The 21,882-nt window shown below is 47.5% G+C and carries 15 protein-coding genes and 1 tRNA gene; 9 read left to right on the plus strand and 7 right to left on the minus strand.

Annotated features, from left to right (window positions below; genetic code table 11):
* The first annotated feature begins 218 nt into the window (after nt 1-218).
* The 4 genes from secB (at nt 219) to FBY58_RS07725 (ending at nt 4,265) form a co-directional block, all read left to right on the plus strand.
* The gene (gene secB, locus FBY58_RS07710; protein WP_141920391.1) at nt 219-713 is read left to right on the plus strand and encodes a protein-export chaperone SecB; all 495 of its coding nucleotides are present in this window, start codon (nt 219-221) and stop codon (nt 711-713) included.
* A gap of 89 nt (nt 714-802) precedes the next feature.
* Entirely contained in the window at nt 803-2,416 is a 1,614-nt protein-coding gene (murJ, locus tag FBY58_RS07715) for a murein biosynthesis integral membrane protein MurJ (RefSeq protein ID WP_141920392.1), read from the plus strand.
* A 22-nt stretch (nt 2,417-2,438) separates the two neighbouring features.
* Complete coding sequence (gene trpS / locus FBY58_RS07720; protein ID WP_185738185.1) at nt 2,439-3,461, plus strand: tryptophan--tRNA ligase; 1,023 nt, start codon at nt 2,439-2,441, stop codon at nt 3,459-3,461.
* Nucleotides 3,462-3,575: 114 nt separating this feature from the next.
* The gene (locus FBY58_RS07725; protein ID WP_141920394.1) at nt 3,576-4,265 is read left to right on the plus strand and encodes a DUF4136 domain-containing protein; all 690 of its coding nucleotides are present in this window, start codon (nt 3,576-3,578) and stop codon (nt 4,263-4,265) included.
* Nucleotides 4,266-4,346: 81 nt separating this feature from the next.
* Here the strand turns inward: FBY58_RS07725 and FBY58_RS07730 are convergent, their stop codons facing one another.
* Nucleotides 4,347-5,444, minus strand: coding sequence for an anhydro-N-acetylmuramic acid kinase (locus FBY58_RS07730; protein WP_141920395.1), 1,098 nt, complete (start codon nt 5,442-5,444; stop codon nt 4,347-4,349).
* 165 nt (nt 5,445-5,609) lie between these two features.
* Between FBY58_RS07730 and tyrS the strand changes: the two genes are divergently transcribed.
* Nucleotides 5,610-6,839: a tyrosine--tRNA ligase gene (gene tyrS / locus FBY58_RS07735; protein ID WP_141920396.1), complete on the plus strand. Its 1,230-nt coding sequence runs from the start codon at nt 5,610-5,612 to the stop codon at nt 6,837-6,839.
* Between the two features lie 80 nt (nt 6,840-6,919).
* Here the strand turns inward: tyrS and recG are convergent, their stop codons facing one another.
* Nucleotides 6,920-8,998, minus strand: coding sequence for an ATP-dependent DNA helicase RecG (gene recG, locus FBY58_RS07740; protein WP_141920397.1), 2,079 nt, complete (start codon nt 8,996-8,998; stop codon nt 6,920-6,922).
* 210 nt (nt 8,999-9,208) lie between these two features.
* Between recG and mfd the strand changes: the two genes are divergently transcribed.
* Nucleotides 9,209-12,712, plus strand: a complete 3,504-nt coding sequence (gene mfd / locus FBY58_RS07745; RefSeq protein ID WP_141920398.1) for a transcription-repair coupling factor — start codon at nt 9,209-9,211, stop codon at nt 12,710-12,712.
* 80 nt (nt 12,713-12,792) lie between these two features.
* On the opposite strand, the gene FBY58_RS07750 is transcribed toward mfd, so the two are convergent.
* Both FBY58_RS07750 and folK read right to left on the minus strand, forming a co-directional pair.
* Nucleotides 12,793-12,868, minus strand: a tRNA-Lys gene (locus FBY58_RS07750).
* A gap of 99 nt (nt 12,869-12,967) precedes the next feature.
* Nucleotides 12,968-13,519, minus strand: a complete 552-nt coding sequence (gene folK, locus FBY58_RS07755) for a 2-amino-4-hydroxy-6-hydroxymethyldihydropteridine diphosphokinase (RefSeq protein WP_141920399.1) — start codon at nt 13,517-13,519, stop codon at nt 12,968-12,970.
* Between the two features lie 210 nt (nt 13,520-13,729).
* Here folK and FBY58_RS07760 point away from each other — a divergent pair, with 210 nt between their 5' ends.
* The 3 genes from FBY58_RS07760 to FBY58_RS07770 all read left to right on the plus strand — a co-directional run bounded on the left by FBY58_RS07760 (nt 13,730) and on the right by FBY58_RS07770 (nt 17,135).
* Nucleotides 13,730-14,458, plus strand: a complete 729-nt coding sequence (locus FBY58_RS07760) for a uracil-DNA glycosylase (RefSeq protein ID WP_141920400.1) — start codon at nt 13,730-13,732, stop codon at nt 14,456-14,458.
* Nucleotides 14,459-14,695: 237 nt separating this feature from the next.
* Nucleotides 14,696-15,766, plus strand: a complete 1,071-nt coding sequence (gnl, locus tag FBY58_RS07765; protein WP_141920401.1) for a gluconolactonase — start codon at nt 14,696-14,698, stop codon at nt 15,764-15,766.
* Nucleotides 15,767-16,001: 235 nt separating this feature from the next.
* Complete coding sequence (locus tag FBY58_RS07770; RefSeq protein WP_141920402.1) at nt 16,002-17,135, plus strand: serine hydrolase; 1,134 nt, start codon at nt 16,002-16,004, stop codon at nt 17,133-17,135.
* Between the two features lie 85 nt (nt 17,136-17,220).
* On the opposite strand, the gene ptsP is transcribed toward FBY58_RS07770, so the two are convergent.
* From ptsP to FBY58_RS07785, 3 genes are read right to left on the minus strand one after another with little or no spacing between them, the layout of a single operon-like run.
* A complete protein-coding gene (gene ptsP / locus FBY58_RS07775) occupies nt 17,221-19,509 on the minus strand; it encodes a phosphoenolpyruvate--protein phosphotransferase (protein WP_141920403.1) in 2,289 nt (762 codons plus the stop codon).
* Nucleotides 19,510-19,525: 16 nt separating this feature from the next.
* The gene (locus FBY58_RS07780; RefSeq protein WP_141920404.1) at nt 19,526-20,605 is read right to left on the minus strand and encodes a nitronate monooxygenase family protein; all 1,080 of its coding nucleotides are present in this window, start codon (nt 20,603-20,605) and stop codon (nt 19,526-19,528) included.
* Nucleotides 20,602-21,876, minus strand: coding sequence for an aspartate kinase (locus tag FBY58_RS07785; RefSeq protein WP_141920405.1), 1,275 nt, complete (start codon nt 21,874-21,876; stop codon nt 20,602-20,604). The genes FBY58_RS07780 and FBY58_RS07785 overlap by 4 nt, the downstream gene beginning before the upstream one ends.
* Nucleotides 21,877-21,882 lie beyond the last annotated feature (6 nt).

Here is a 21,882-nt window from a genome sequence, read left to right on the forward strand (position 1 = left end):
ACATTTTTTTATAAAAAACGGATGGGGCAAAGCTGTATTCAGATAGTTTTAGATAACGTATGTAGCATAGTTCCTTTTATTCGACATATTTGATCCCATTATGTCTTTGTGAGTCAGATCGATATCGAACAAAAGCACCCGCAAATCATTTCTCTTTTATGATCGGGTGTTTTACGCCATCATTTGAAATCATTTTAACCCGAGCAAGGATGCCGTTTATGTCAGAAAACACTTTCAACGCCTCAAATACCAATACTGATAATTTGCCGCAGGTCAGCATTTTAGCCCAGTATATCAAAGACCTTTCTTTCGAAAATCCGAACGCACCGGCCGTTTATCAGTGGCAGACCCAGCCCCATATCGAAGTGCAGTTTAATATTGGCACCCAGCCGATGGCACAGGATGTCTATGAGGTCGCTTTGAAGGTGGATGTTTCGGCCAAGGCCGATGAAGGCGTCGTTTTCCATATTGAACTGGTTTATAACGGGTTGTTTGCAATCAAGAATGTACCGGCTGACCAGATCCAGCCTTTCCTTTACATCGAAGCACCGCGCATTCTGTTTCCTTTCGTCCGTCGTATTCTTGCTGATTCCGTCCATGATGGTAACTTCCCGCCGTTGATGCTGGAACCCATCGACTTTGCCGCACTTTATATGCAGCAGACCGAACAGCAGGACATGCTGTCCAATGCAGAACCGGCCGGACAAGCTTAAGCCCTCTATGTATTCTATTTTATAAGGGTCACTATGATGTGAGAAAGCCGCTGTTAAGCGGCTTTCTTCACTTCTATCCAGATGACGATATGACAAATAAAACTCAGCCCGCTCCTGAACGCTTTCACCTTTTGAAGGCAACTGCGACCATCGGGGGATTAACACTTATCAGCCGGATACTTGGTTTTATTCGGGACACCCTTGGCGCGCAATATCTTGGGGCTGGGCCAGCGAATGATGCCTTTTTGATCGCATGGCGATTACCCAATCTTTTTAGAGCCTTGTTTGCAGAAGGTGCCTTTGCATCGGCTTTTATTCCGATGTTTAACCGCACGATTTCAGAGGCTGAAAAAAAAGGACAAAACGGTTTCGCTGCAGGATTACGATTTGCCAGTGACGTGTTGTCTGTTTTGTTACCCTTACTTATCCTTTTTGAAATAGGCATGATTGCCGCCGCCGCCCCTATTGTTAGAATAATGACGGGTGGTTTTCCTATGGGGAGTGCCGGAGAATTCCAGTTAGCCGTTTTTCTGACGCGGCTGACGATGCCTTATTTAGCGCTTATTTCTATTGTGACGCTTTTAGGCGGAATTCTAAATTCGCTCCATCGCTTTTGGGTCAATGCCGCCGCCCCGATTTTGTTGAATATCGGGCTTATCATCGGGCTGGTCTTTTTCCGCAGTAATGATGCGTTTATGACCGCAGAGACCCAAGCTATCGCGGTCAGTCTGTCTGGTGTTTTGCAGTTGGGATGGCTGATATGGGCTTGCCGATCAGCGAATGTGCATCTCTATCCGCATTGGCCAAAATTGACCCCTGCCGTCAAAAAGATGTTGTCCATCACTTGGCCTGCGGCTTTGGGCGCTGGAGCGGTGCAGTTTAATTTGTTGATTTCGACCGCTTTGGCCGCACGCTTTTTGCCAGAAGGCGCCGTTTCGTATTTATATTATGCCGATCGTCTCAATCAGCTGCCGCTTGGATTGGTTGGGATCGGTATCGGAACCGCTATTTTACCCAGTCTGTCGCGGCAATTGGCAGAAGATCAAAGCGAAGCAGCTATTTACACCCAGAATCGAGCGATTGAGCTGGCGCTTTTCTTGACCGTACCGGCTGCCTTTGGATTGGTGGTTGCTGCGATGCCCCTTATTTCTTCATTGCTACAGCATGGTGCCTTTTCAGCGAATGATAGCGTCAATTCGGCAAAAGCACTGGCGGCTTTTTCATTAGGCCTGCCCGCTTATGTTTTGATTAAAATTTTAACGCCAGGATTTCATGCCCGCACCGACACGCGGACGCCGGTGCGTGTCGCTGTTATTGCGATGGTGCTGAATCTGGTATTGAATCTTTTGTTTATTAAGCCCTTTGGTCATGTCGGATTGGCTTTATCTACCGCTATTGCGGCTTGGGCCAATGTTATCATGCTGTATGGATTATTGCGGCGGCGAAAACATTTTTCTTGTGATCGTCAGCTTTTGACCAGAAGCGTTAAGATCATGATTGCCAGTGGTATTATGGCGGTTGGGTTATGGCCTTTCATCCCGTGGTTTAACCATTTGGCGACAGCCTCCATCCCCTATCGTATCGTTGCCCTGTCCTTGTTATTGCTTTCTGGCTCGTTTTTATATTTCGGGACGGCGGCACTGATTGGCACATTTCCTTTAAAAGAACTGAAATTTTACTTACAGCGTCGCTATAAACGATAATCTTAGCAGGTATCTAAATATTATGAGCAAGAACAAACGCATTGTGTCTGGTATCCAGCCAACAGGTAATCTCCATCTGGGTAATTATCTGGGCGCTATCCGGAATTGGGTGGTCATGCAAAATGAAATGAAAGAAGGCGATGATTGCGTCTTTTTTCTGGCTGACCTCCATGCCATTACGATGCCGCAAGCCCCCGATGCGCTGGCTGAGAATGTCCGCAATATGGCAGCGACTTTGTTGGCATCCGGTATTGATCCAAAGCAGGCTATCTTTTTTGCTCAATCTGATGTTGCCGCCCATTCAGAAATGGCATGGTTATTAAATTGCGTTGCCCGCATTGGCTGGCTGAACCGCATGACCCAGTTCAAGGAAAAATCGGGCAAGAACCGTGAAGGCGCTTCGGTCGGTCTCTATACCTATCCGGTTTTACAGGCGGCTGATGTCATGTTGTATCAGGCAACCCATGTGCCGGTAGGTGAAGATCAAAAACAGCATTTGGAATTGGCACGCGATATCGCGACCAAGTTCAACAATGACTATGATGAAAAAATTTTCAACCTGCCGGAACCGATTATCCAGAAGACCGCAGCACGGGTGATGTCATTAAGAAATGGCAGCTCGAAGATGTCAAAATCTGACCCGTCTGACCTTAGCCGGATCAATCTGACCGACAGCAATGATGATATTGCCCAGAAAATCCGGAAAGCCAAAACCGATCCAGATCCGATCCCTGAAAATGAATCCGGTTTAACAGATCGCCCAGAGGCCAAAAATTTATTAGGTATTTACAGCGCCTTAAAAGGTGTAGCGATTAACAATGTACTGCAACAATTTGCAGGTCAGGGTTTTGGGCAGTTCAAACCAGAGCTTGCCGAATTGGTTGTCAGTTCAGTCGGCCCCATTCGTGACAAGCTGTCGACCTTCAAAGATGATCCGGCAGAAATTGATCGCATCCTTTTAGCGGGTGCAGAAAAGGCTGCGGTTATTGCCGAAGAAACGCTGAAAAAAGCCTATCAAGTGATGGGTTTAAGACGGCGCGCTTAAAATCCATTCATCCTGCGTTCAATTAAAATAGACAAATTTTGTTATAACATAGTTTTGTTATATATCTTTTCTATGATTTGTTCCGGCAGGGTATTAACGGGAAAGGCTACGGACATGCGTCCCAATATAACATTAAAAATAGCCATTACATCTTTGGCATTTCTATCTTTATCCGCCTGCGAATCGCCGTTCCGGGCGAATGTTGCCCGTTTCCAGATAATGCCACCGCCTGCCGGACAAAGCTTTTCTATTCAGGCGATTAATCCCCAAGAAAAAGCGGGATTAGAATTTGATCATTATGCTCAAATTGTTGCCCATGAATTATGGATGCAGGGGTATCAACCCGCAGCGCCCGGTTCACCCAGCACGTTGGTTGTCAAACTTGATTACGGAATTGATAACGGTCAGCAGAAAATCGCCTCCAACTCCTATGGTTATGGTGGTTGGGGCGGCGGCTGGGGTGGCCCTTGGGGCGGCTGGGGCGGAGGCTTCGGCGGCTGGGGTGGCGGCTTCGGTGGTTGGGGCGGCGGCTGGGGCGGCTATGGTGGTGGCTGGGGCGGCGGAGGCTTCGGCGGCACCGATGTCTATAGCTACACCCTTTACACGACCTTCTTTAAAATGGAGATTGACCGCGCTGGCGATGGTCAGCGTGTCTTTGAAGGCCGGTCACGGGCGCAGGTCACAACCGATAATATGACCCGTCTGGTTCCTGATTTGATTAAAGCGATGTTTGTCAATTTCCCCGGACATTCGGGCGAAGACGTTGTGGTCAAATTGACTGACGACAAGAAAAAGCAGAAATAATCTGAATAAAATATCCGGCGGCATTGATTGTATGCCGCCGGATAATTTTTGCGAAAATGATATCAGCTAAAGCCGCCGGTATCAGATATAATGAATGCGGCCGCCCGTCATGGGACGGGGCACCCCTGTTGTTTTGGGGAAACTGATCGGTTTATTGAAAACCCGCCGAACAGCGAGATACGCGAAGCCTTCTGCTTCCGTTGCATCACCATTTAAATGAAAATCTTCAATCGGCTCGACAGGAATCTGCAAATTTTCTTGCAGCATCTTCATCATCGTCAAATTATGACGACCACCACCAGCCACAATAATTTTTGAAGGTTTTTCTGGAAAAAACAATAACGAGCGGGCAACCGATTCAGCGGTAAAGGTCGTTAAGGTAGCCGCGCCATCTTCAAGAGACAGGTTCGCCACCGCATCTATCGAAAAATCGCCTCTATCGAGCGATTTGGGCGGTAATTGGGAAAAGAATTTCTGCTGCATCATGATATCAACAAGGTCATGATGCACAACGCCCTTGCTAGCGATAAGACCGGAATCATCATAATCAAGGCCAGTTTTGGCCTTCACCCAATCGTCAATCAAACCGTTTGCGGGTCCTGTATCACAGGCAATGAGATCGTTTTCGTTAGCGCCAATCCAAGTGATATTAGCAATGCCACCTAGATTTAGCACCGCCAAAGGATGAGCCGCTTCGCTAAACAGCGCCCAATGATAGATGGGTAACAGGGGGGCACCCTCCCCACCTGCTTGAACGTCATGCGCACGAAAATCGTCCACAACGCTGATTTTTGTAGCCTGCGCCAAGGCAGCGCCGTCGCCTATCTGCCATGTCCAACTGAGATCTGGCCTATGGGCAATCGTTTGGCCGTGGAAGCCAATTACCTTGATCGCCTGATTACCCAATTCATTTATTTTCAGGAAATTTTTGACCGCTTCGATATGACGATGCGTTACAATAGTTTCGGCTTCTTGGATAATTTCATCTTCGGGAATAAAACAGGGCGCCGCCATTGTCAGCGCATGGCGCGCCGCTTCGCGCAGGCAGGCCTTGTCCGCATCCGAATAAGGATAGGAAGCAAAATTTAAAGGCTTCACCTGTTTTTCGCCATTGGTTTCAATCAAGGCGACATCAACACCATCTAAAGACGTGCCGGACATAAGTCCGATTGCCAGCATCCAATTTCCCCCGATTTCTATTTTCCAGCCCTTTGATCTTTTCTTCACAAGCTGAAAACCATAGGAAGCTGTTTATTCGACTTTAATCCTTTAATCCCCTAAACAGCAATCTGCATTTCCTGAGGCTTGTCTGTTTTTACAGCGATTATTCGTAATAGGCACATTATGACACAATTTCGTTCTGATTTTCTTCGTTTACTGGAAACACGAGGGTATATTCATCAGGCCACTGATGCCAAGTCATTGGATGATAAGGCCTCGCAATCTGTCATTGCCGCCTATATCGGCTTTGATCCAACGGCAGCATCCTTGCATGTCGGCAGTCTTTTGCAGATCATGATGTTGAGAAGATTGCAGCAGACAGGCCATAAGCCGATTGTTTTGATGGGGGGCGGCACCGGAAAAATCGGTGATCCTTCTTTTAAAGATGAAGCCCGTAAATTGTTGGATGAAGACACCATCAAGGCCAATATTGCTTCGATCAAGCGTGTCTTTGAGCATTTTTTGGATTTTGGCGATGGTCCAACGGATGCTGTGATCGTTGATAATGCCGAATGGCTTGACCGTTTAGAATATATTCCTTTCCTGCGTGATGTCGGTCAGCATTTCTCGGTAAACCGGATGTTGAGTTTCGATTCCGTGAAATTACGACTCGATCGGGAGCAATCCTTAAGCTTCCTCGAATTCAATTACATGATCTTGCAAGCCTATGACTTTCTTGAATTGTCGCGCCGCTTTGATGTCTGCTTGCAGTTAGGCGGTTCCGATCAATGGGGAAATATCGTCAACGGTATCGAACTGGCACGACGGATTGACGGGAAAGAAGTCTTTGGTCTGACCAGCCCGCTTATGACCACCGCTGATGGCGTTAAAATGGGTAAAACCGTTGGCGGTGCTGTTTGGTTAAATGGCGATATGTGCTCGCCTTATGATTATTGGCAGTTTTGGCGGAACACCCATGATGCCGATGTCGAACGCTTTTTGAAGCTGTTCACCGATTTACCGCTTGATGAAATTGCCAAGCTGGCGGCTTTGGAAGGCAGCGAAATCAACGAAGCCAAAAAGATTTTGGCTAATGAGGCAACGAAATTAGCTCATGGTGAAAAGGCCGCAGAAGAAGCCGCAGCAACCGCCAAGAAAACCTTTGAAGAAGGTTCGGCGGGTGATGCATTGCCAGTGATGAAGGTTGCTGAATCTTCTATCAGCCTGATTGATGCCTTGGTCGGTTTAGGATTGGTTTCATCGAAAGCCGAAGGCCGCCGGATGATTCGTGGCGGTGGTGCCCGCATCAATGGTGAGAAAGCTCTTGATGAAAAAGCGGTAATCGAAGTTTCTGGCGAGAATATCCGCATTTCCGCCGGTAAAAAGGCTCATGGCGTTATTCAGGCAGGATAAGTCTTAAGGAAATTTGGCGGGAAGGCTGTTTAAAGGATCACCTTTGGAAAGCTTTCCCGCATTTTTTAACGGCAGAGCTCTCAACCTGACCGTAGGAAACTAACACCGGCATCCCGTTCAAAGAGATAAAGCGCTATTCGGGCAGCTTGCCCCCTGTCGCCAGATAATCCGCCATCTCGATCGACCAATAAGCGGGCATCATCATTCGCCATAGGCAGCAATTCCGAAATATCTTCAGAAGAAGCAATCTGGAAGTTATTTTCACCGGATTGCTTGGTTCCTAAGATTTCACCGCTGCCCCGCAACCGCAGATCTTCCTCAGCGAGCCGAAAACCGTCATTACATTCACGAATGAGAGCTAATCGCTCCCTTGCCACAGAGGCGAGCTCGTCACCGCGTAATAACATACAGATTGAACGATCACTGCCTCGACCTACACGCCCCCTTAATTGGTGAAGCTGTGCCAAGCCGAAGCGTTCAGCCTGATCGATAATCATCAAAGTCGCATTAGGAACATTAACCCCGACTTCGATCACCGTGGTGGCAACGAGAACAGACAATTTGCCAGAGGCAAAATCAGCCATCACCTTGTCTTTTTCAGCGGATTTCATCTTGCCATGCACCAGCCCGACTTTATTGCCGAAATGCTGTTGCAATAAAGTGAAGCGCTGCTCCGCCGCCGCGATTGCGTTTGGAGCAAAGTCTTCTTCGGTGTCAGCCTCTCCAACAGCCGGACAAACCCAATAGGATTGCCCGCCTTGTTCAATATGGCGTCCAAGAGAAGCTATTATTTCCGGTATTCTTTGGCCGGAAATAACCCTTGTTTCGACAGATTGACGACCGGGGGGCATTTCATCAAGACGGCTGACATCCATTTCACCATGCGCCGTGAGCATAAGGCTGCGTGGGATCGGAGTTGCTGTCATGACCAAGAGATGAGGCGTATGGATAGCTTTTTCAGTTAGCATCATTCGCTGCGCGACCCCGAAGCGATGCTGTTCATCAATGACGGCTAAACCGAGATTTTTATAGCTGACCTTTTCTTGAAAAATGGCATGGGTTCCAACCAGAATATGGATAGAGCCGTCAGCCAATCCCATTAGAGTGGACTCCCGCAATTTGCCTTTGTCTCGTCCGGTTAAAAGAGCGACATTCACCGGCAGACCAGCCAATTGCTGGCTGAGTGTTTCAAAATGCTGGCGGGCAAGAATTTCGGTAGGTGCCAATAACGCACTTTGATACCCCGCTTCTGCTGCGATCAAAAGGCTGTGCAGGGCGACCCATGTTTTTCCTGACCCGACATCGCCTTGTAATAGCCGGAGCATCGGCGAGGATTGCTGCATATCGCCTTCAATTTCAGCGAGGGAGCGTCTTTGCGCGCCAGTTGGCTGAAAAGGTAAAGTCAGCGCATCCCTTAGATGGCCATCGCCCTTTAATGGGAATCCCCGTTTTCTGCGATTAGCTGCCCGAATAAGCTTTAACGCCAACTGATTAGCAAAAAGCTCGTCATAGCTTATGCGCAATTTGGCCGCCCGATCATCAGGATGCTGATGGATTCTTTCGATCGCTTGCCGCCATGAAGGCCATTGGTTTTTCTTTAATAAGGTGGGTTCAATCCATTCGGGTAAATCCGGCGCCCGTTCCCATGCTTGCCGGATAAGCTGCCCCATGCGTCGATGGGTAAGCCCTTCGGATAAAGGGTAAAGGGTTTCTTCAAGTGGAATCGTATGTTCTTCGCTTAAAGGCACAATTTCCGAAGGATGCACAATCTGTAACTGGTCTTGGTAAATATCGAGCTTGCCTGCGACCAAACGGGTTTCACCGATGGGCATCAATTTTCTTGCCCAATTGCTGTGATTGCCAAACCATAAAAGCTGGATAGGTTCGCCGGATTTGTCCTGAGCAATAATCCGGAAAGGCCCTCGACCAGATGAAGAGCGATATTCTTGCGCCGTCAGGGTAAGCACGACAGAGGCACCGACATTTCTTTTATCGGCATGGTCGGATTTAATGCGTCTGATCTGTCCGGTTGGAAGATAGAAAAGCAAATCCTTGAGACGTGTCAGGTGACGCTTTTTCAGCGGTTTCGACAAGGCCGAACCGATCCCTTTCAAGGATTCTATTTCGGCAAACAGCGGATTTAAAATATCTGGGCGCATAATCTATGGCATAGCCAGTCAAAGCCAGAGTTCAACAGTCTAGTTCCAATTTTTTCCGATAGTCACCTGTAAAAACAGTGAGATAGTATTTATCTTGAGGATCGGTTCTATCTGCCAGTCATATAATCAAAGGCTGGCTTTACTTTTATGAAACCGCATTGCAGATCATCAGAAGAAGAATATCACCGTTTAAAATTCTGAAGGAAGATAATGTTCGTAGATCCGGCGCAGATATTGAAAGCGGAAAAACCCCTTACCCTGTCCGGAGTTGAAAATGGCTTTAAGCCATTGATCTTGGCAGACCTTGCCCGAGCCTTGATCAGCAAGGAAAAGGCTGGCCGGTTAGTCTATATTGCTTCGGATGAACAATCGGCACGTGCCATCATTGATACGGCAGGTTATTTTGCGCCTGAACTGAATATATTGTTTTTTCCGGCATGGGATTGTTTGCCCTATGATCGGGCATCGCCTTCCTTACCCTTATCTGCAGCCAGAATAGCGACCTTATTTAATCTGCAAAAACGCCCACAAGCGCCAGAATTATTGGTTACCACCGTCGATGCGGCCTTACAGCGCAGCTTGACGCCGTTTCGTTTAAGGCAGCTTGGACAAACTTTGGCCGCCGGTGTTCGGCTTGATCGGGACAGATTGGTTTCGCTGCTAAGAGCGCATGGCTATCAGCAAAGTGAGACGGTAGGACAGTCTGGTGATTATGCCATCCGTGGTGGATTGGTGGATTTATGGCCAGCCGGTTTACCTTATGCTTTGCGTTTGGATTTTTTTGGTGACGAGATAGAAACGCTACGGCAATTTGATCCGGCAACGCAACGCAGTATTGCCGAAATTGATAAATTCAATCTTTTGCCTGCATCAGAAACCTTGCTGGATGCCGACAATATCAAACGATTCCGCAGCCATTATCGTGAACTTTTTGGCGCGACGGCAACGACTGACCCGCTTTATCAGGCGGTATCGGAAGGCCGAAGATTAGCCGGAATGGAACATTGGTTACCTTTATTTGAAGAAAAATTGGTAACTCTGTGGGATCATCTGTCTGAAGAAGATGCGGTGTTCTATGAACAAGGCAGTTTAAAAGCGGCCGAACAGCATTTTGAATCTATTGCCGATTATTATAACCATCGCCAAAATCCCCAAAGTCAGGAATCGGGTAGTTACCGCCCGTTAAAGCCAGAACAGCTTTATTTAGAAAATGCCGATTGGCAAGATTGGCTTCAGAAATCAAAGTCACATCAGGTAACGGCTTTCCATCTGCCCCCGTCCCCCGAAGTTGTTGATCTGGGATCGACCCTGCCACGGGATTTTGCACCAGAGCGGCAACAGGGCGAAAATATTTATGAATCTGTTGTCGATTATATTGGTGCCCTCAATAACCAAAAGAAACGGGTTATTATTGCCTGCTATTCGAAAGGATCGCGGGAAAGGCTAACCGGCCTATTACAGGATCATGGATTAAAAAGAGCTGTCCATGCCGAAGACTGGCAAGAGGCGCTGGGCGCTGCCGATAGCGGTCGCACCCAAGTTTCCGGTGCCGCTTTGGTTTTATTGCCAGTTGATCATGGCTTTATTGCGCAGGATATCGCGCTTTTAAGTGAACAGGATATTCTGGGCGACCGTTTGGTCAGAAAAGCCAAGAAGCGGAAATCAGCTGATGCCTTTATGGCTGAATTGGCGACCCTTTCGATCGGTGATCTTGTCGTTCATAACGATCACGGGATTGGCTGTTACGAAGGGCTGGTTTCCATTCCCGTCGGAAATGCGCCCCATGATTGCGTATCTTTGAGTTATCAAGGGGGCGATAAGCTTTATGTTCCGGTTGAGAACATTGATACGCTCAATCGTTATGGCAATGCCTCTGAAAGCACGGTTTTAGATAAACTGGGTGGTGTCGCATGGCAGGCCAGAAAATCGAAAATGAAGGAGCGCATTCGCGCTATTGCTGGTCAATTAATGGCAACGGCGGCGCAAAGGGCGTTACGACAAGCGCCTGTCGCTCTCGCTGATCCGGCCAGCTATCCGGTTTTTGTCGATCGTTTTCCCTATCAGGAAACCGAAGATCAAGAGAATGCCATTGCCGATGTGATCGAAGATTTGGCCAAAGGGAAACCTATGGACAGATTGATATGCGGTGATGTCGGCTTTGGAAAAACGGAAGTCTCCTTACGCGCGGCTTTTGTAACAGCCATGGCGGGTTTGCAGGTAGCTTTGGTCTGCCCGACGACATTGCTAGCAAGGCAACATTACAGCAATTTTGTCGAAAGATTTGAAGGCTTCCCGCTTCAAATTGGTCGGCTTTCCCGATTGGTGCCTGCCAAAGAAGCCAAAGCCTGTCGCGCAGGTTTAGCCGATGGAACGATTGATATTGTTATTGGCACCCATGCGATTTTATCGAAGACGATTGATTTTAACCGTTTGGGATTAGTGATCGTCGATGAAGAGCAGCATTTCGGGGTTGTGCATAAAGAACGTCTGAAAGCGCTTAAGAATGACGTTCATCAGCTAACTTTGACAGCAACACCTATTCCAAGAACCTTGCAAATGGCAATGTCGGGATTGCGTGAATTATCCGTTATCCAGACCCCGCCGGTCGATCGATTAGCCGTCCGAAGCTATGTCATGCCTTGGGATCCTGTGGCCATCCGTGAAGCATTGCTACGGGAGCATTATCGCGGTGGTCAAAGCTTTATAGTAGTCCCGAGGATTTCCGATTTAGTTGACCTTGAGAAATTCTTGTCGGAACAGGTGTCAGAAATCCGTTTTGTTGTTGCCCATGGGCAAATGGCGGCGACAGAAGTCGAAAACCGGATGTCGGCCTTCTATGACAGACAATTCGACGTGCTGCTTTCGACGACGATCGTTGAATCTGGTTTGGATATTCCAAGTGCCAATACGATGATTGTTTATCGCGCTGACCGTTTTGGTTTGTCACAGCTCTATCAAATCAGAGGCCGTGTCGGACGATCAAAGACCCGTGCCTATGCGTATCTGACGACGCCGATCAACCATGCTGTCAGCGAAACCGCAGAGAAAAGATTACATATTCTTTCAACGCTGGATTCTCTGGGGGCAGGATTTCAGCTTGCCAGCCATGATTTGGATATCCGTGGTGCAGGTAATCTTTTGGGTGATGAGCAATCGGGTCATATCAAAGAAGTCGGTTTTGAACTGTATCAATCGATGTTGGAAGATGCGATATTGGTCGCAAAATCGGGTGATCTATTAGACGAGAAGGATCGCGAAGAGTTTTCGCCGCAGATTACGATTGATGCCCCGATTTTAATTCCAGAAGATTATGTGCCTGACCTTGGTTTGAGAATGGCGCTTTATCGTCGGATGAATCAGATTAAAAACCGTGAAGAGATTGAATCCTTTGCCGCAGAAATGATTGATCGATTCGGATCATTGCCCAGCGAAACTAAAAATCTGTTGGCAGTGATAGAGATCAAGATGAATTGCCGCCAAGCGCATATTGGCCGCCTTGATGCTGGGCCACGGGGCGCGCTCATCACATTCCACAATGATGACTTCCCAAATGTTTCAGGATTGCTGACCTATATTCAGAAATTAAAAGGCACGGCTAAATTGAGACCGGATCAGAAGCTGGTCATTCAACGCAACTGGCCTGATCCGAAAAGTCGCCTGAACGGATTGCTACAGCTTTCGCGTGGATTAGCTAAAGTAGCCATCGCCGCATAAGGGGAGATAAAATTTAAAAGGAGAAAAGACTCTTATCGAAAGAGAGGGTCTTTTTAAATTTTTAAGGAAGAAGAGAGAGGTGGTGGGTCCGCCGGGATTCGAACCCGGGACCTCTCGATTAAAAGTCGCTTGCTCTACCAACTGAGCTACGGACCCAACCTAAAGTCTTGGTTTCAAACATCAAAAGATGTTCAAAAAGACTTATTTTGAAAGACAGAAGATTAACTCCCCGTCTGGGAGTGCTTCCCTAGGGGGTTATTGCTTGGCGGTCAAGCACTTATAACGAAAATATAGCTGTTTTACCGTAAAAAATCCATTTTTTTGGAAAACTTGCCAATTTCCGGCTATTTGAACGAGAGGTTTTAGCACAAAATCGCGATGGCTGATCTCGAGATGGGGAATGTGGAGCATTGGCCATAACGCCGGAGGCTGTCCCGCGGCCAAAGCAGGTTTATAACGGATTCGAGGTTGAATTTTCTGAGGCCACCGCCCCTTCTCCCAAAGGACGATATCGAGATCGATGACTCTGGTGCCCCACCGCCGTCCTTTTTTGCGTCCAAAATCCTGTTCTATTTTTTTGCAAAGCTGCAATAAATCGAGCGGCTGCAAATCGGTTTTAATAATAATCGCGGAATTGGCAAAACGGCGTCCGGCAGGACCGACCGCAGATGTTTCAAAGATCGGTGCTTGGGAATGGATAGCGATATTTTGTTCTTTCAATGCAGCAATGGCAGCCTTGATTACCGCAGAAGGACGACCATAGCGTCCGTGCCAACGATTAGAACCTAGTGCGATAGCATAAAGCATCAATGAGCATCCCGAACAAATAATAATTATACTTAAAAATATATCTTTATTTAATTAAAAATAATAAAAAATACACTAAAAATTAACATAATTTAAAATATCTTAAATAAAAATTTTAAACAAAAATGTCTTTTACATTACACATATCTAAAAAATTGTTTTTACTGTGACAATGTTCCTAAATTGATAAAAATATTCTATGGGATTGCCATGACTAACCATAGACAGCCCATAAATTATAAAAAGAAGCCATCACAAAAGCCAAAAGGCAAAGAACAGAGCAAAATATCAAAACCCAAATTAACACCCGATCGGGATTGTCCCCTTTGCCCCAGATTGGCAAGCCTTCGTCATGACCTGCAAAAGTTGCATCCCGACTGGTTTAATGGTCCGGTACCCCCCTTTGGAGATGCCGATCCATGGCTTGCGATTGTGGGTTTAGCGCCTGGAATGAAAGGTGCAAACTGTACAGGTCGTCCTTTCACGGGCGATTTTGCAGGTATTCTACTTTATGAGACGCTGTTGAAATACGGATTGGCAACAGGGGAATATAAAGCCGATATTGAAGATGGTTTGCAATTAAAGGGTGCGGTTATTTTGAATTCTGTCCGCTGTCTGCCCCCTGAAAACAAACCAACGACACAAGAAATGACCACATGCCGTCCTTTCTTTCAGGCAGCTATGGCGGATTACACAAATCTGAAAGTTATTCTCGCTTTGGGGCATATCGCCCATCAGACTATTTTGCGGGCTTATGGCATCGCTTTATCATCTATGCCGTTCAAACATGGGGTCGCTTATCAACTTTCACCGGATGTGCAGTTGATCGATAGCTATCATTGTTCCCGATATAATCAGAATACCAGACGATTAACGGCAGACATGTTTGAAGAGGTTTTTCAGAAGATTATTAAATATCGTAAAAATTTGGACAGATAATAAGATCAAGCAGCCTTAGGCCGCGATTTTGATGTCAGAAAGAATCACAAAATTACTTATGACAACGTTTACCTTAGTGTCAGATCGGTTATTGTTGATAAACTCGACGAACTATTTTTTCAAACTTATTTTTTGAGACGCCAGCTATCGTGATTTTTCTTTAATTTTTCAGAAAAATAACAAGACTTTTTATGACCTTTTTTGAATAAAGATGCGGTTAGTTGCAGGAGTCGTAAAATGACCACTGGTCGTATGTCTCGTCGAGAATGCCTTTCCGCAGCTGTTATGGTGCCTATTGCCGCTATGACAGCAACCGCTTCCATTACAGGGTCAGCTCAGGCTGCAAAAAATGATATGAACGGATCTACAATCGGTAAAATTACCAAATTCTCACCTCGCCTTGATGCTATCTTAGATGTCTCTACCCCAATTGAGGTCATTGCATCGGATATTCAATGGTCAGAAGGACCTGTATGGGTCAAAAATGGCAATTTCCTGCTGTTCAGTGATCCGCCTGCCAACATTATGCGCAAATGGACGCCTAATGGTGGTGTAAGCATCTTCCTGAAGCCCTCAGGCCATGCTGAACCTATTCCGGCCGGACAATTCCGTGAACCGGGATCAAACGGCATGAAAGTCGGCCCGGATGGTAAAGTCTGGGTGGCTGATAGTGGCACCCGTGCGATCATGAAAATTGATCCTGTCACGCGCCAGCGCAGCGTTGTTGTCGATAATTATAAAGGCAAACGCTTTAACAGCCCGAATGATCTCGTCATTTCGAAATCTGGTGCTGTTTACTTCACTGATCCGCCCTACGGTCTTCTGAATCTTGATGAATCAGATATCAAAGAGATGAATTACAACGGTGTATTCCGTCTCTCACCGAATGGTCAGCTGGATTTGATCGAAGCCGGTCTTAGCCGTCCGAATGGTTTGACGCTGTCCCCTGATGAAACGAAGCTTTATGTTTCGAACTCTGATCGGACGAGCCCGAACATCTGGACTTATTCTTTGGATGCCAATGGTTTTCCAACCAGCCGGACATTGCTTCGCAATTTCCGCAAAGAATTCTTTGATCAGGGTCTGCCGGGCTTGCCTGATGGTATGAATATCGACAAACAGGGCAATCTTTTTGCTTCTGCTCCAGGCGGTATTTATATTTTCGCACCTGATGGCGAATGTCTGGGTCTTATCTCTGGCGACAAAGGTCAGCCACTTTCAAACTGCTGCTTTGGTGAAAAAGGTCAGACCTTATTTATCTCTGCATGCCATAACATTGTGCGTGTCCGCACCAAAACCTTTGGATAATTATTATCTGTAACAAAAAAATAAAAAACAGATGATATAAAAAATCTAGGCCCGTTTTTGGGGAAGTAATAGAAGAGGATGCCAAAAGGCAAATTCCTGACGGGCCTTATGAGAAGATATCAAAAATAAAAATGCGTCTTCTTTTGGGAAAATAATTGTATATTTTCCTACCTTTCTTTCATGTTTGCTTTATTATCTTGTTAGATATTAAAGCTTTAGCAAGAAAGAAGGCATTGTGACGTCGAATCTATCCGGCAAGCTTGACGAAATTATCCAACAAAGCCTTGACCAACAAAGGTTGGTCGGCTGTGTTTTGATCATCGCCCATAAAGGGCGAGTAGTTTATCAAAAAGCTGCCGGTTGGAAAGATAGAGAAAATCGACAAGCAATGGCGATAGAGACTTCTTTTCGCCTTTCTTCAGTGACCAAGCCCCTTGTTACCGCCGCCGTTTTGCGATTGGTGGAAGAAGGTAAGATCTCGCTTGATACCCCTGTAACCCGCTGGCTTCCTTATTTTCGTCCTAAAGTTGCAGGACAGTCAGAAGCGCCAGTTATAACGCTCCATCATCTTTTAACCCATCAAAGCGGTTTGAATTACGGCTTTTTATTGCCGCAAGATTCTATTTATCACCGTTTAGATATATCGGACGGCATTGATTTTAGGCCAACTTGCAGCCTTGAAGAGAATATGCACCAATTGGCAAAAGCGCCGTTATTTTATCATCCCGGAAAAGGATGGGGGTATTCTCTGGCGATAGATGTCATCGGCGCTATGCTTGAAAAGCTCTGTAAACGCCCCCTGCCCGCGATTATAGAAGATTACGTAACCAAACCCCTTGGGTTGCAAAGTTGTCGCTTCTGGGCCCATTCTGACGAGTTGGCAGTTCCCTATTACAATGCGAAACCGATACCGAAAAAGATGGGTGCCCTTGAAAATTACGGTGGTGTTCTTTTTTCGCCGCGAAGAGCCGAAGAAAAAAGTGCCTACCCATCGGGTGGCGCAGGCATGATAGGCAATGCGCCTGACCTGATCCGTTTCTTTGAAGTCTTGCGCACAGGAGAAAGCCGCTTTTTAAGTCAGGCGACAAGAGAGCGCATGTTTACCAATCATGTCAGCCGAGAAATATCGACGGATAAGCCGGGTTTTGGCTTTGGATATGGTGGCTCCCTTATCATCGATCCGAAAATAGTGGGGAGCGGCCAATCTGAAGGCACGATGCAATGGGGCGGCGTTTATGGCCACAGATGGTTTATTGATCCCACGCGTGAAATAACCGCCGTTTCGCTCACCAACACAGGTTTTGAAGGCATGAATGGGGCCTACCCAGAGGAAATTACCAAAGCCATATATCAATCTATCGACCAATAAGGCTGTCTGCTGAATTCTAAAGGCGCATAATTTTAGGGATAAAAGCGGGAAGCAAAAAGAGAGAGCGGCGAGGAAGCAGCGGTTATTAGTTGATAACAACCCCATGTTTTTTAGCCCAAGCTTCAAGCTGATCGCCGATATTGCTGGCTCCGCTTGCCAATAATTGGCGAATAAAAGGCGCGAAGGCGTCACGATCCAAAGAGCGGATCATCGCCTTGATGGGCCCGATGGCAACCGGCGTAATAGAGAGCCGCTTTAAGCCCAACCCGATTAAGGCCATCGCGGTCAGAGTGCGCCCGCCCATTTCGCCGCAAAGACCAATTTTGCAGCCAGCCGCATTGGCCTGATCGATAATCCGCGAGAGAAAACGCAGCAAGGCTGGTGAGAGCCAGTCATATCTTTCGGCCAATTTAGGATAGGCACGATCAGCGGCAAAGAAGAACTGGATTAAGTCGTTGGTACCGATCGACAGGAAATCAAGCTTGGGTAGCAAGATATCCAGCGTTTCAGCTAAAGAAGGCACTTCCAGCATCGAGCCGTAATAGATTTTTTTAGCGCGCGGTTTGTCATGCTTTATCAGCCATTTATTCTGGCTTTCAAAAATAGCGCGCGCCTGCTCATATTCCCAAGGTTCTGCAATCATCGGGAACATGACGTAAAGCGGACGACCAGCCGCACCTTCTATCAAGGCCCTTGCCTGAACCTTTAAGAGAGCTTTTCTTTCCAAGGCCAAACGGATAGCACGCCACCCCAAGGCGGGGTTTTCTTCGACGGTTTCATCGCTGTTATTGATATAAGGCAGCGTTTTATCATTGCCTATATCAACCGTCCGAAAGATAACCGGACGATCTCCCGCCGCTTCCAGCACATCCCGATAAAGTCTTAGCTGCCTTTCGCGCCGAGGCAATGTCGAGGAAACCAAAAATTCAAATTCGGTTCTGAAAAGACCAATACCGTCAGCACCGGTTGCATCCAAGGCGGCGACATCATCCCGCAAGCCCGCATTGATCATGAGCTCGATACGGTGATTATCGCGCGTGATAGCCGGTAAATCGCGCATGGCTGCAAATTCGGCACGTCTTTTACGACTTAGAGCGAAACGGGTGGCAAAAGCTTCTTCGATTTCAGGGGTCGGGCGAATAAAGACAACGCCTTGGTTACTATCAACCAGCAGCAAGTCGCCTTCTTTGACGCCTTGGTGAATTTCTTTGACCCGACCAAGCACCGGAATACCGATTGCTTTGGCAACAATCGTCACATGAGAGGTTAGTGAGCCTTCTTCTAGGACAATACCTTTTAACCGCCGCCGATCATATTCCAGCAATTCGGCAGGCCCCATATTGCGCGCAATCAAGATTGCATCGTCATGAAGCCCCAGTCGGGCAGCCGTCCCCAATTGACCCGAGACCAGACGCAGCAAACGGTTGGAAAGGTCTTCTAGATCATGCAAGCGGTCAGCTAAGATAGGATCACCGATTTCTCGCATCCGCATCCGGTTATGCTGCTGAACACGTTCAATCGCCGCTTCTGCGGTTAATCCGCTATCAATGGCTTCATCAATCCGCCGCCGCCAGCCTTCATCATAAGCGAACATCCGGTAGGTAGCGAGCACCTCACGATGGTCATTGGAATTACCGAAAAATTCGGCTTCCTGAGCCATGCGTTCGATTTGTTCCCGCATACGGGCAAAAGCAGCATTCAGCCTTTGCCTTTCTACTTCGACATCTTCGGCAACAGTAAATTCAATGGTAACGCGCGGCTGATGGAAGACGGCATATCCCCGCCCCATACCTTCGACCAGTTTTAAGCCATTATACCGTAACGAGCCTTGGTCTTTGGAACCGCTTCCAGCGAGACTGTTTTCATCAATCAGGCCGGCGCTGAAAATAAGTTCAGCCAAAACCATGGCGACGGTTTGGAGGGCTTCGACTTCGATATCGGCAAAGCGGCGAGATTCCGCTGATTGCACAGCGAGAACACCAACAGCCTGTTCCCGTCTGACGATCGGGACACCGGCAAAGCTATGAAAAAGCTCTTCCCCTGTTTCAGGGTTATGCACAAAATCGGGATGGCTGGTGGCTTCGCTTAGATTCAAGATCGCCATGTCACGGGCAATGGTACCGACCAGCCCCTGCCCCAAGCTTAGCCTTGTGACATGCACGGCTTCTTGTTTTAAGCCATAGGTTGCAAAAAGTTCGAGAACCCCATCACGCAGCAGATAGATAGAACAGACATCGCTTAATAAAGCAGTGCTAATAATTTGCACCACCTGATCAAGTTTTGACTGTGCATTGGAGCGCGAAGCCATAACATCATGTAAACGTGTTAAAATCTCTCGCGCGGCAATGGTCGCTATCTGCTGGGATGGAGACATAACTTTATAACAACCGTCAAATCAAAGTGCGTTTGGCAAGGGCAATAGCAGCTTCGTCAACAAGATTTTGAATGATATCTTTTGCTGGTTCTTCTTGCTTTACCATGCCAACGGATTGGCCAGCCATAACGGAACCGTTTTCGATATCACCATCGATAACAGCGCGCCGAAGAGAACCCGCCCAATAATGTTCAATCATCAGCTGGGCATCGGGCAGCGCCAATTCGCCATCATCAAGCGCTTTTGCGACTTCCCGTTGCTTTGCAATAAAGTTTTCAGTGGTCGCGTTTTTCAAAGCTCTAACCGGAATAACCGGAAGACGGGAATCGATTTGCACCGAAGTCACGGCATCTCTGGCCGCAGCGCGGATGAAAGCCTGTTTGAATTTGGGATGGGCAATAGATTCCGTTGCACAGACGAAGCGCGTACCCAATTGAACACCAGCAGCGCCCATTTCGAGGAAAGCCGCAATCGATTCACCACGAGCAATACCACCGGCAACAAAAACCGGTAATTTTCCAGCCAAAGCTGGCAAAATTTCTTGTGCCAATACCGTGGTTGTAACGGGCCCGATATGGCCCCCCGCTTCCATGCCTTCAATCACCAAGGCATCAACGCCAGCCCGCAGTAATTTCCGTCCCAAGATCAAAGCAGGCGCAAAGCAGATAACTTTCGCGCCGCCTTTTTTAAGCTTGTCGATAGAAGCGGTTGTGGGCAGGCCACCCGCCAAGACGACATGGCTGACTTTGTGATTAAGGCAGACATCAATAAGCTTATCCAGCTCGGGATGCATGGTAATCAGATTCACACCAAAGGATTGCTGTGTCAGCTGTTTGGTAGCGGTTATTTCTTCATCAAGTAGCTGAGGTGACATCGCCCCACAGGCGAGAACGCCAAATCCGCCTGCATTGGATAATGCAGAAACCAGATGGCGTTCACTCACCCAACTCATTGCGCCGCCCATAATGGCATAACGACAATTCAGAAATTCTGAACCGCGGGTCATCAGCTGGTTAAGCTTTTGATGGCCTTGTTCCAGAATTTTATTGTCTGTCAAATCGGCATCATTATTTTGTTGGCTGGCGCTATGGGTCATCCAAAAACCTCTTCACTGACCGGCTCATTATCGGCATCAAGCCCGTAGGCCGTGTGCAATACCCGAACCGCCAATTCCGTGTAAGCATCGTCAATCAGGACGCTGACTTTGATTTCAGAAGTGGTGATCGCGAGAATATTGATACCGCGTTTGGCAAGGGCTTCAAACATGGTAGCAGCAACGCCCGGATGGCTGCGCATACCCACGCCGACAATGCTGACTTTGCAGACATTGTCGTTTTTGAGCGCTTTTACAAAACCAATCTGGGTTTTGCCTTTTTCCAAAATATCGAGGACTTGCGAAAGCTGTGCTTTGGGAACCGTGAAGGTCACATCGGTGATATGGCCTTCATAGGCAATCTGCACAATCATATCGACATGGATATTGGCAGCGGCCAAAAGAGAGAAAATCTGAGCTACCGCACCCGGTTTATCAGGAACACCCGTTAAGGTTACCTTGGCTTCGGATTTATCGTAAGCGATACCCGTAATGATCTGACGTTCCATATTGCCTTCTCTTATTTCGTCTTCCGAAACAATCAACGTGCCACCTTCTGGTGGTAAATCAGGATCTCCAAAGGAGGAAAGCACCCGAAGACGGGTTTTTGCTTTCATTGCCAGACCGACAGAACGGGTCTGAAGCACTTTAGCACCGACACTGGCGAGTTCCAGCATTTCTTCGTAAGTGACACGATCCAAACGCCGTGCGCGAGAAACAATGCGGGGATCAGTTGTATAAACACCGTCAACATCGGTATAAATATCGCAACGATCGGCATCCAGCGCCGCAGCCAAAGCCACAGCAGAGGTGTCGGAGCCACCACGGCCAAGGGTTGTCACCCGACCTTCGTCGCTGACACCTTGGAAACCGGCGATAACCGCCACCTCTTTGGAACTCATGGCTTTAACCAGCCGTTCAGTGTCTATCGATTCAATCCGGCTATTGGCATAAGCATCGGAAGTGTGAATCGGAATTTGCCAGCCGAACCAGCTACGGGCGCTGACGCCCATCGACTTTAACACAATGGCCAAAAGGCCACTGGTTACCTGTTCACCGGAAGAGACAACAGCGTCATATTCCGCAGGATCATAAAGAGGAGCCGCTTCACGACAAAATCCCACCAAACGATCGGTTTCGCCCGACATGGCTGAGACGACGACGGCAACTTCATTGCCGTCTTCTACTTCTTTTTGGACACGACGAGCGACGTTTCGGATTCTTTCCAATCCTGCAACCGACGTGCCACCAAACTTCATTACGATACGGGCCATAAAGAA

Origin of the sequence: Zymomonas mobilis (assembly GCF_006715975.1) — a bacterium.
Lineage (GTDB): Bacteria > Pseudomonadota > Alphaproteobacteria > Sphingomonadales > Sphingomonadaceae > Zymomonas > Zymomonas mobilis_B.

Coding starts and splice junctions, on each gene's coding strand:
- secB (WP_141920391.1), top strand. CDS start 219: ATGTCAGAAAACACTTTCAACGCCTCAAATACCAATACTGATAATTTG.
- FBY58_RS07730 (WP_141920395.1), bottom strand. CDS start 5,444: ATGCTGGCAATCGGACTTATGTCCGGCACGTCTTTAGATGGTGTTGAT.
- ptsP (WP_141920403.1), bottom strand. CDS start 19,509: ATGTCTCCATCCCAGCAGATAGCGACCATTGCCGCGCGAGAGATTTTA.
- trpS (WP_185738185.1), top strand. CDS start 2,439: ATGAGCAAGAACAAACGCATTGTGTCTGGTATCCAGCCAACAGGTAAT.
- mfd (WP_141920398.1), top strand. CDS start 9,209: ATGTTCGTAGATCCGGCGCAGATATTGAAAGCGGAAAAACCCCTTACC.
- tyrS (WP_141920396.1), top strand. CDS start 5,610: ATGACACAATTTCGTTCTGATTTTCTTCGTTTACTGGAAACACGAGGG.
- recG (WP_141920397.1), bottom strand. CDS start 8,998: ATGCGCCCAGATATTTTAAATCCGCTGTTTGCCGAAATAGAATCCTTG.
- FBY58_RS07780 (WP_141920404.1), bottom strand. CDS start 20,605: ATGACCCATAGCGCCAGCCAACAAAATAATGATGCCGATTTGACAGAC.
- FBY58_RS07760 (WP_141920400.1), top strand. CDS start 13,730: ATGACTAACCATAGACAGCCCATAAATTATAAAAAGAAGCCATCACAA.
- FBY58_RS07785 (WP_141920405.1), bottom strand. CDS start 21,876: ATGGCCCGTATCGTAATGAAGTTTGGTGGCACGTCGGTTGCAGGATTG.
- gnl (WP_141920401.1), top strand. CDS start 14,696: ATGACCACTGGTCGTATGTCTCGTCGAGAATGCCTTTCCGCAGCTGTT.
- FBY58_RS07725 (WP_141920394.1), top strand. CDS start 3,576: ATGCGTCCCAATATAACATTAAAAATAGCCATTACATCTTTGGCATTT.
- folK (WP_141920399.1), bottom strand. CDS start 13,519: ATGCTTTATGCTATCGCACTAGGTTCTAATCGTTGGCACGGACGCTAT.
- murJ (WP_141920392.1), top strand. CDS start 803: ATGACAAATAAAACTCAGCCCGCTCCTGAACGCTTTCACCTTTTGAAG.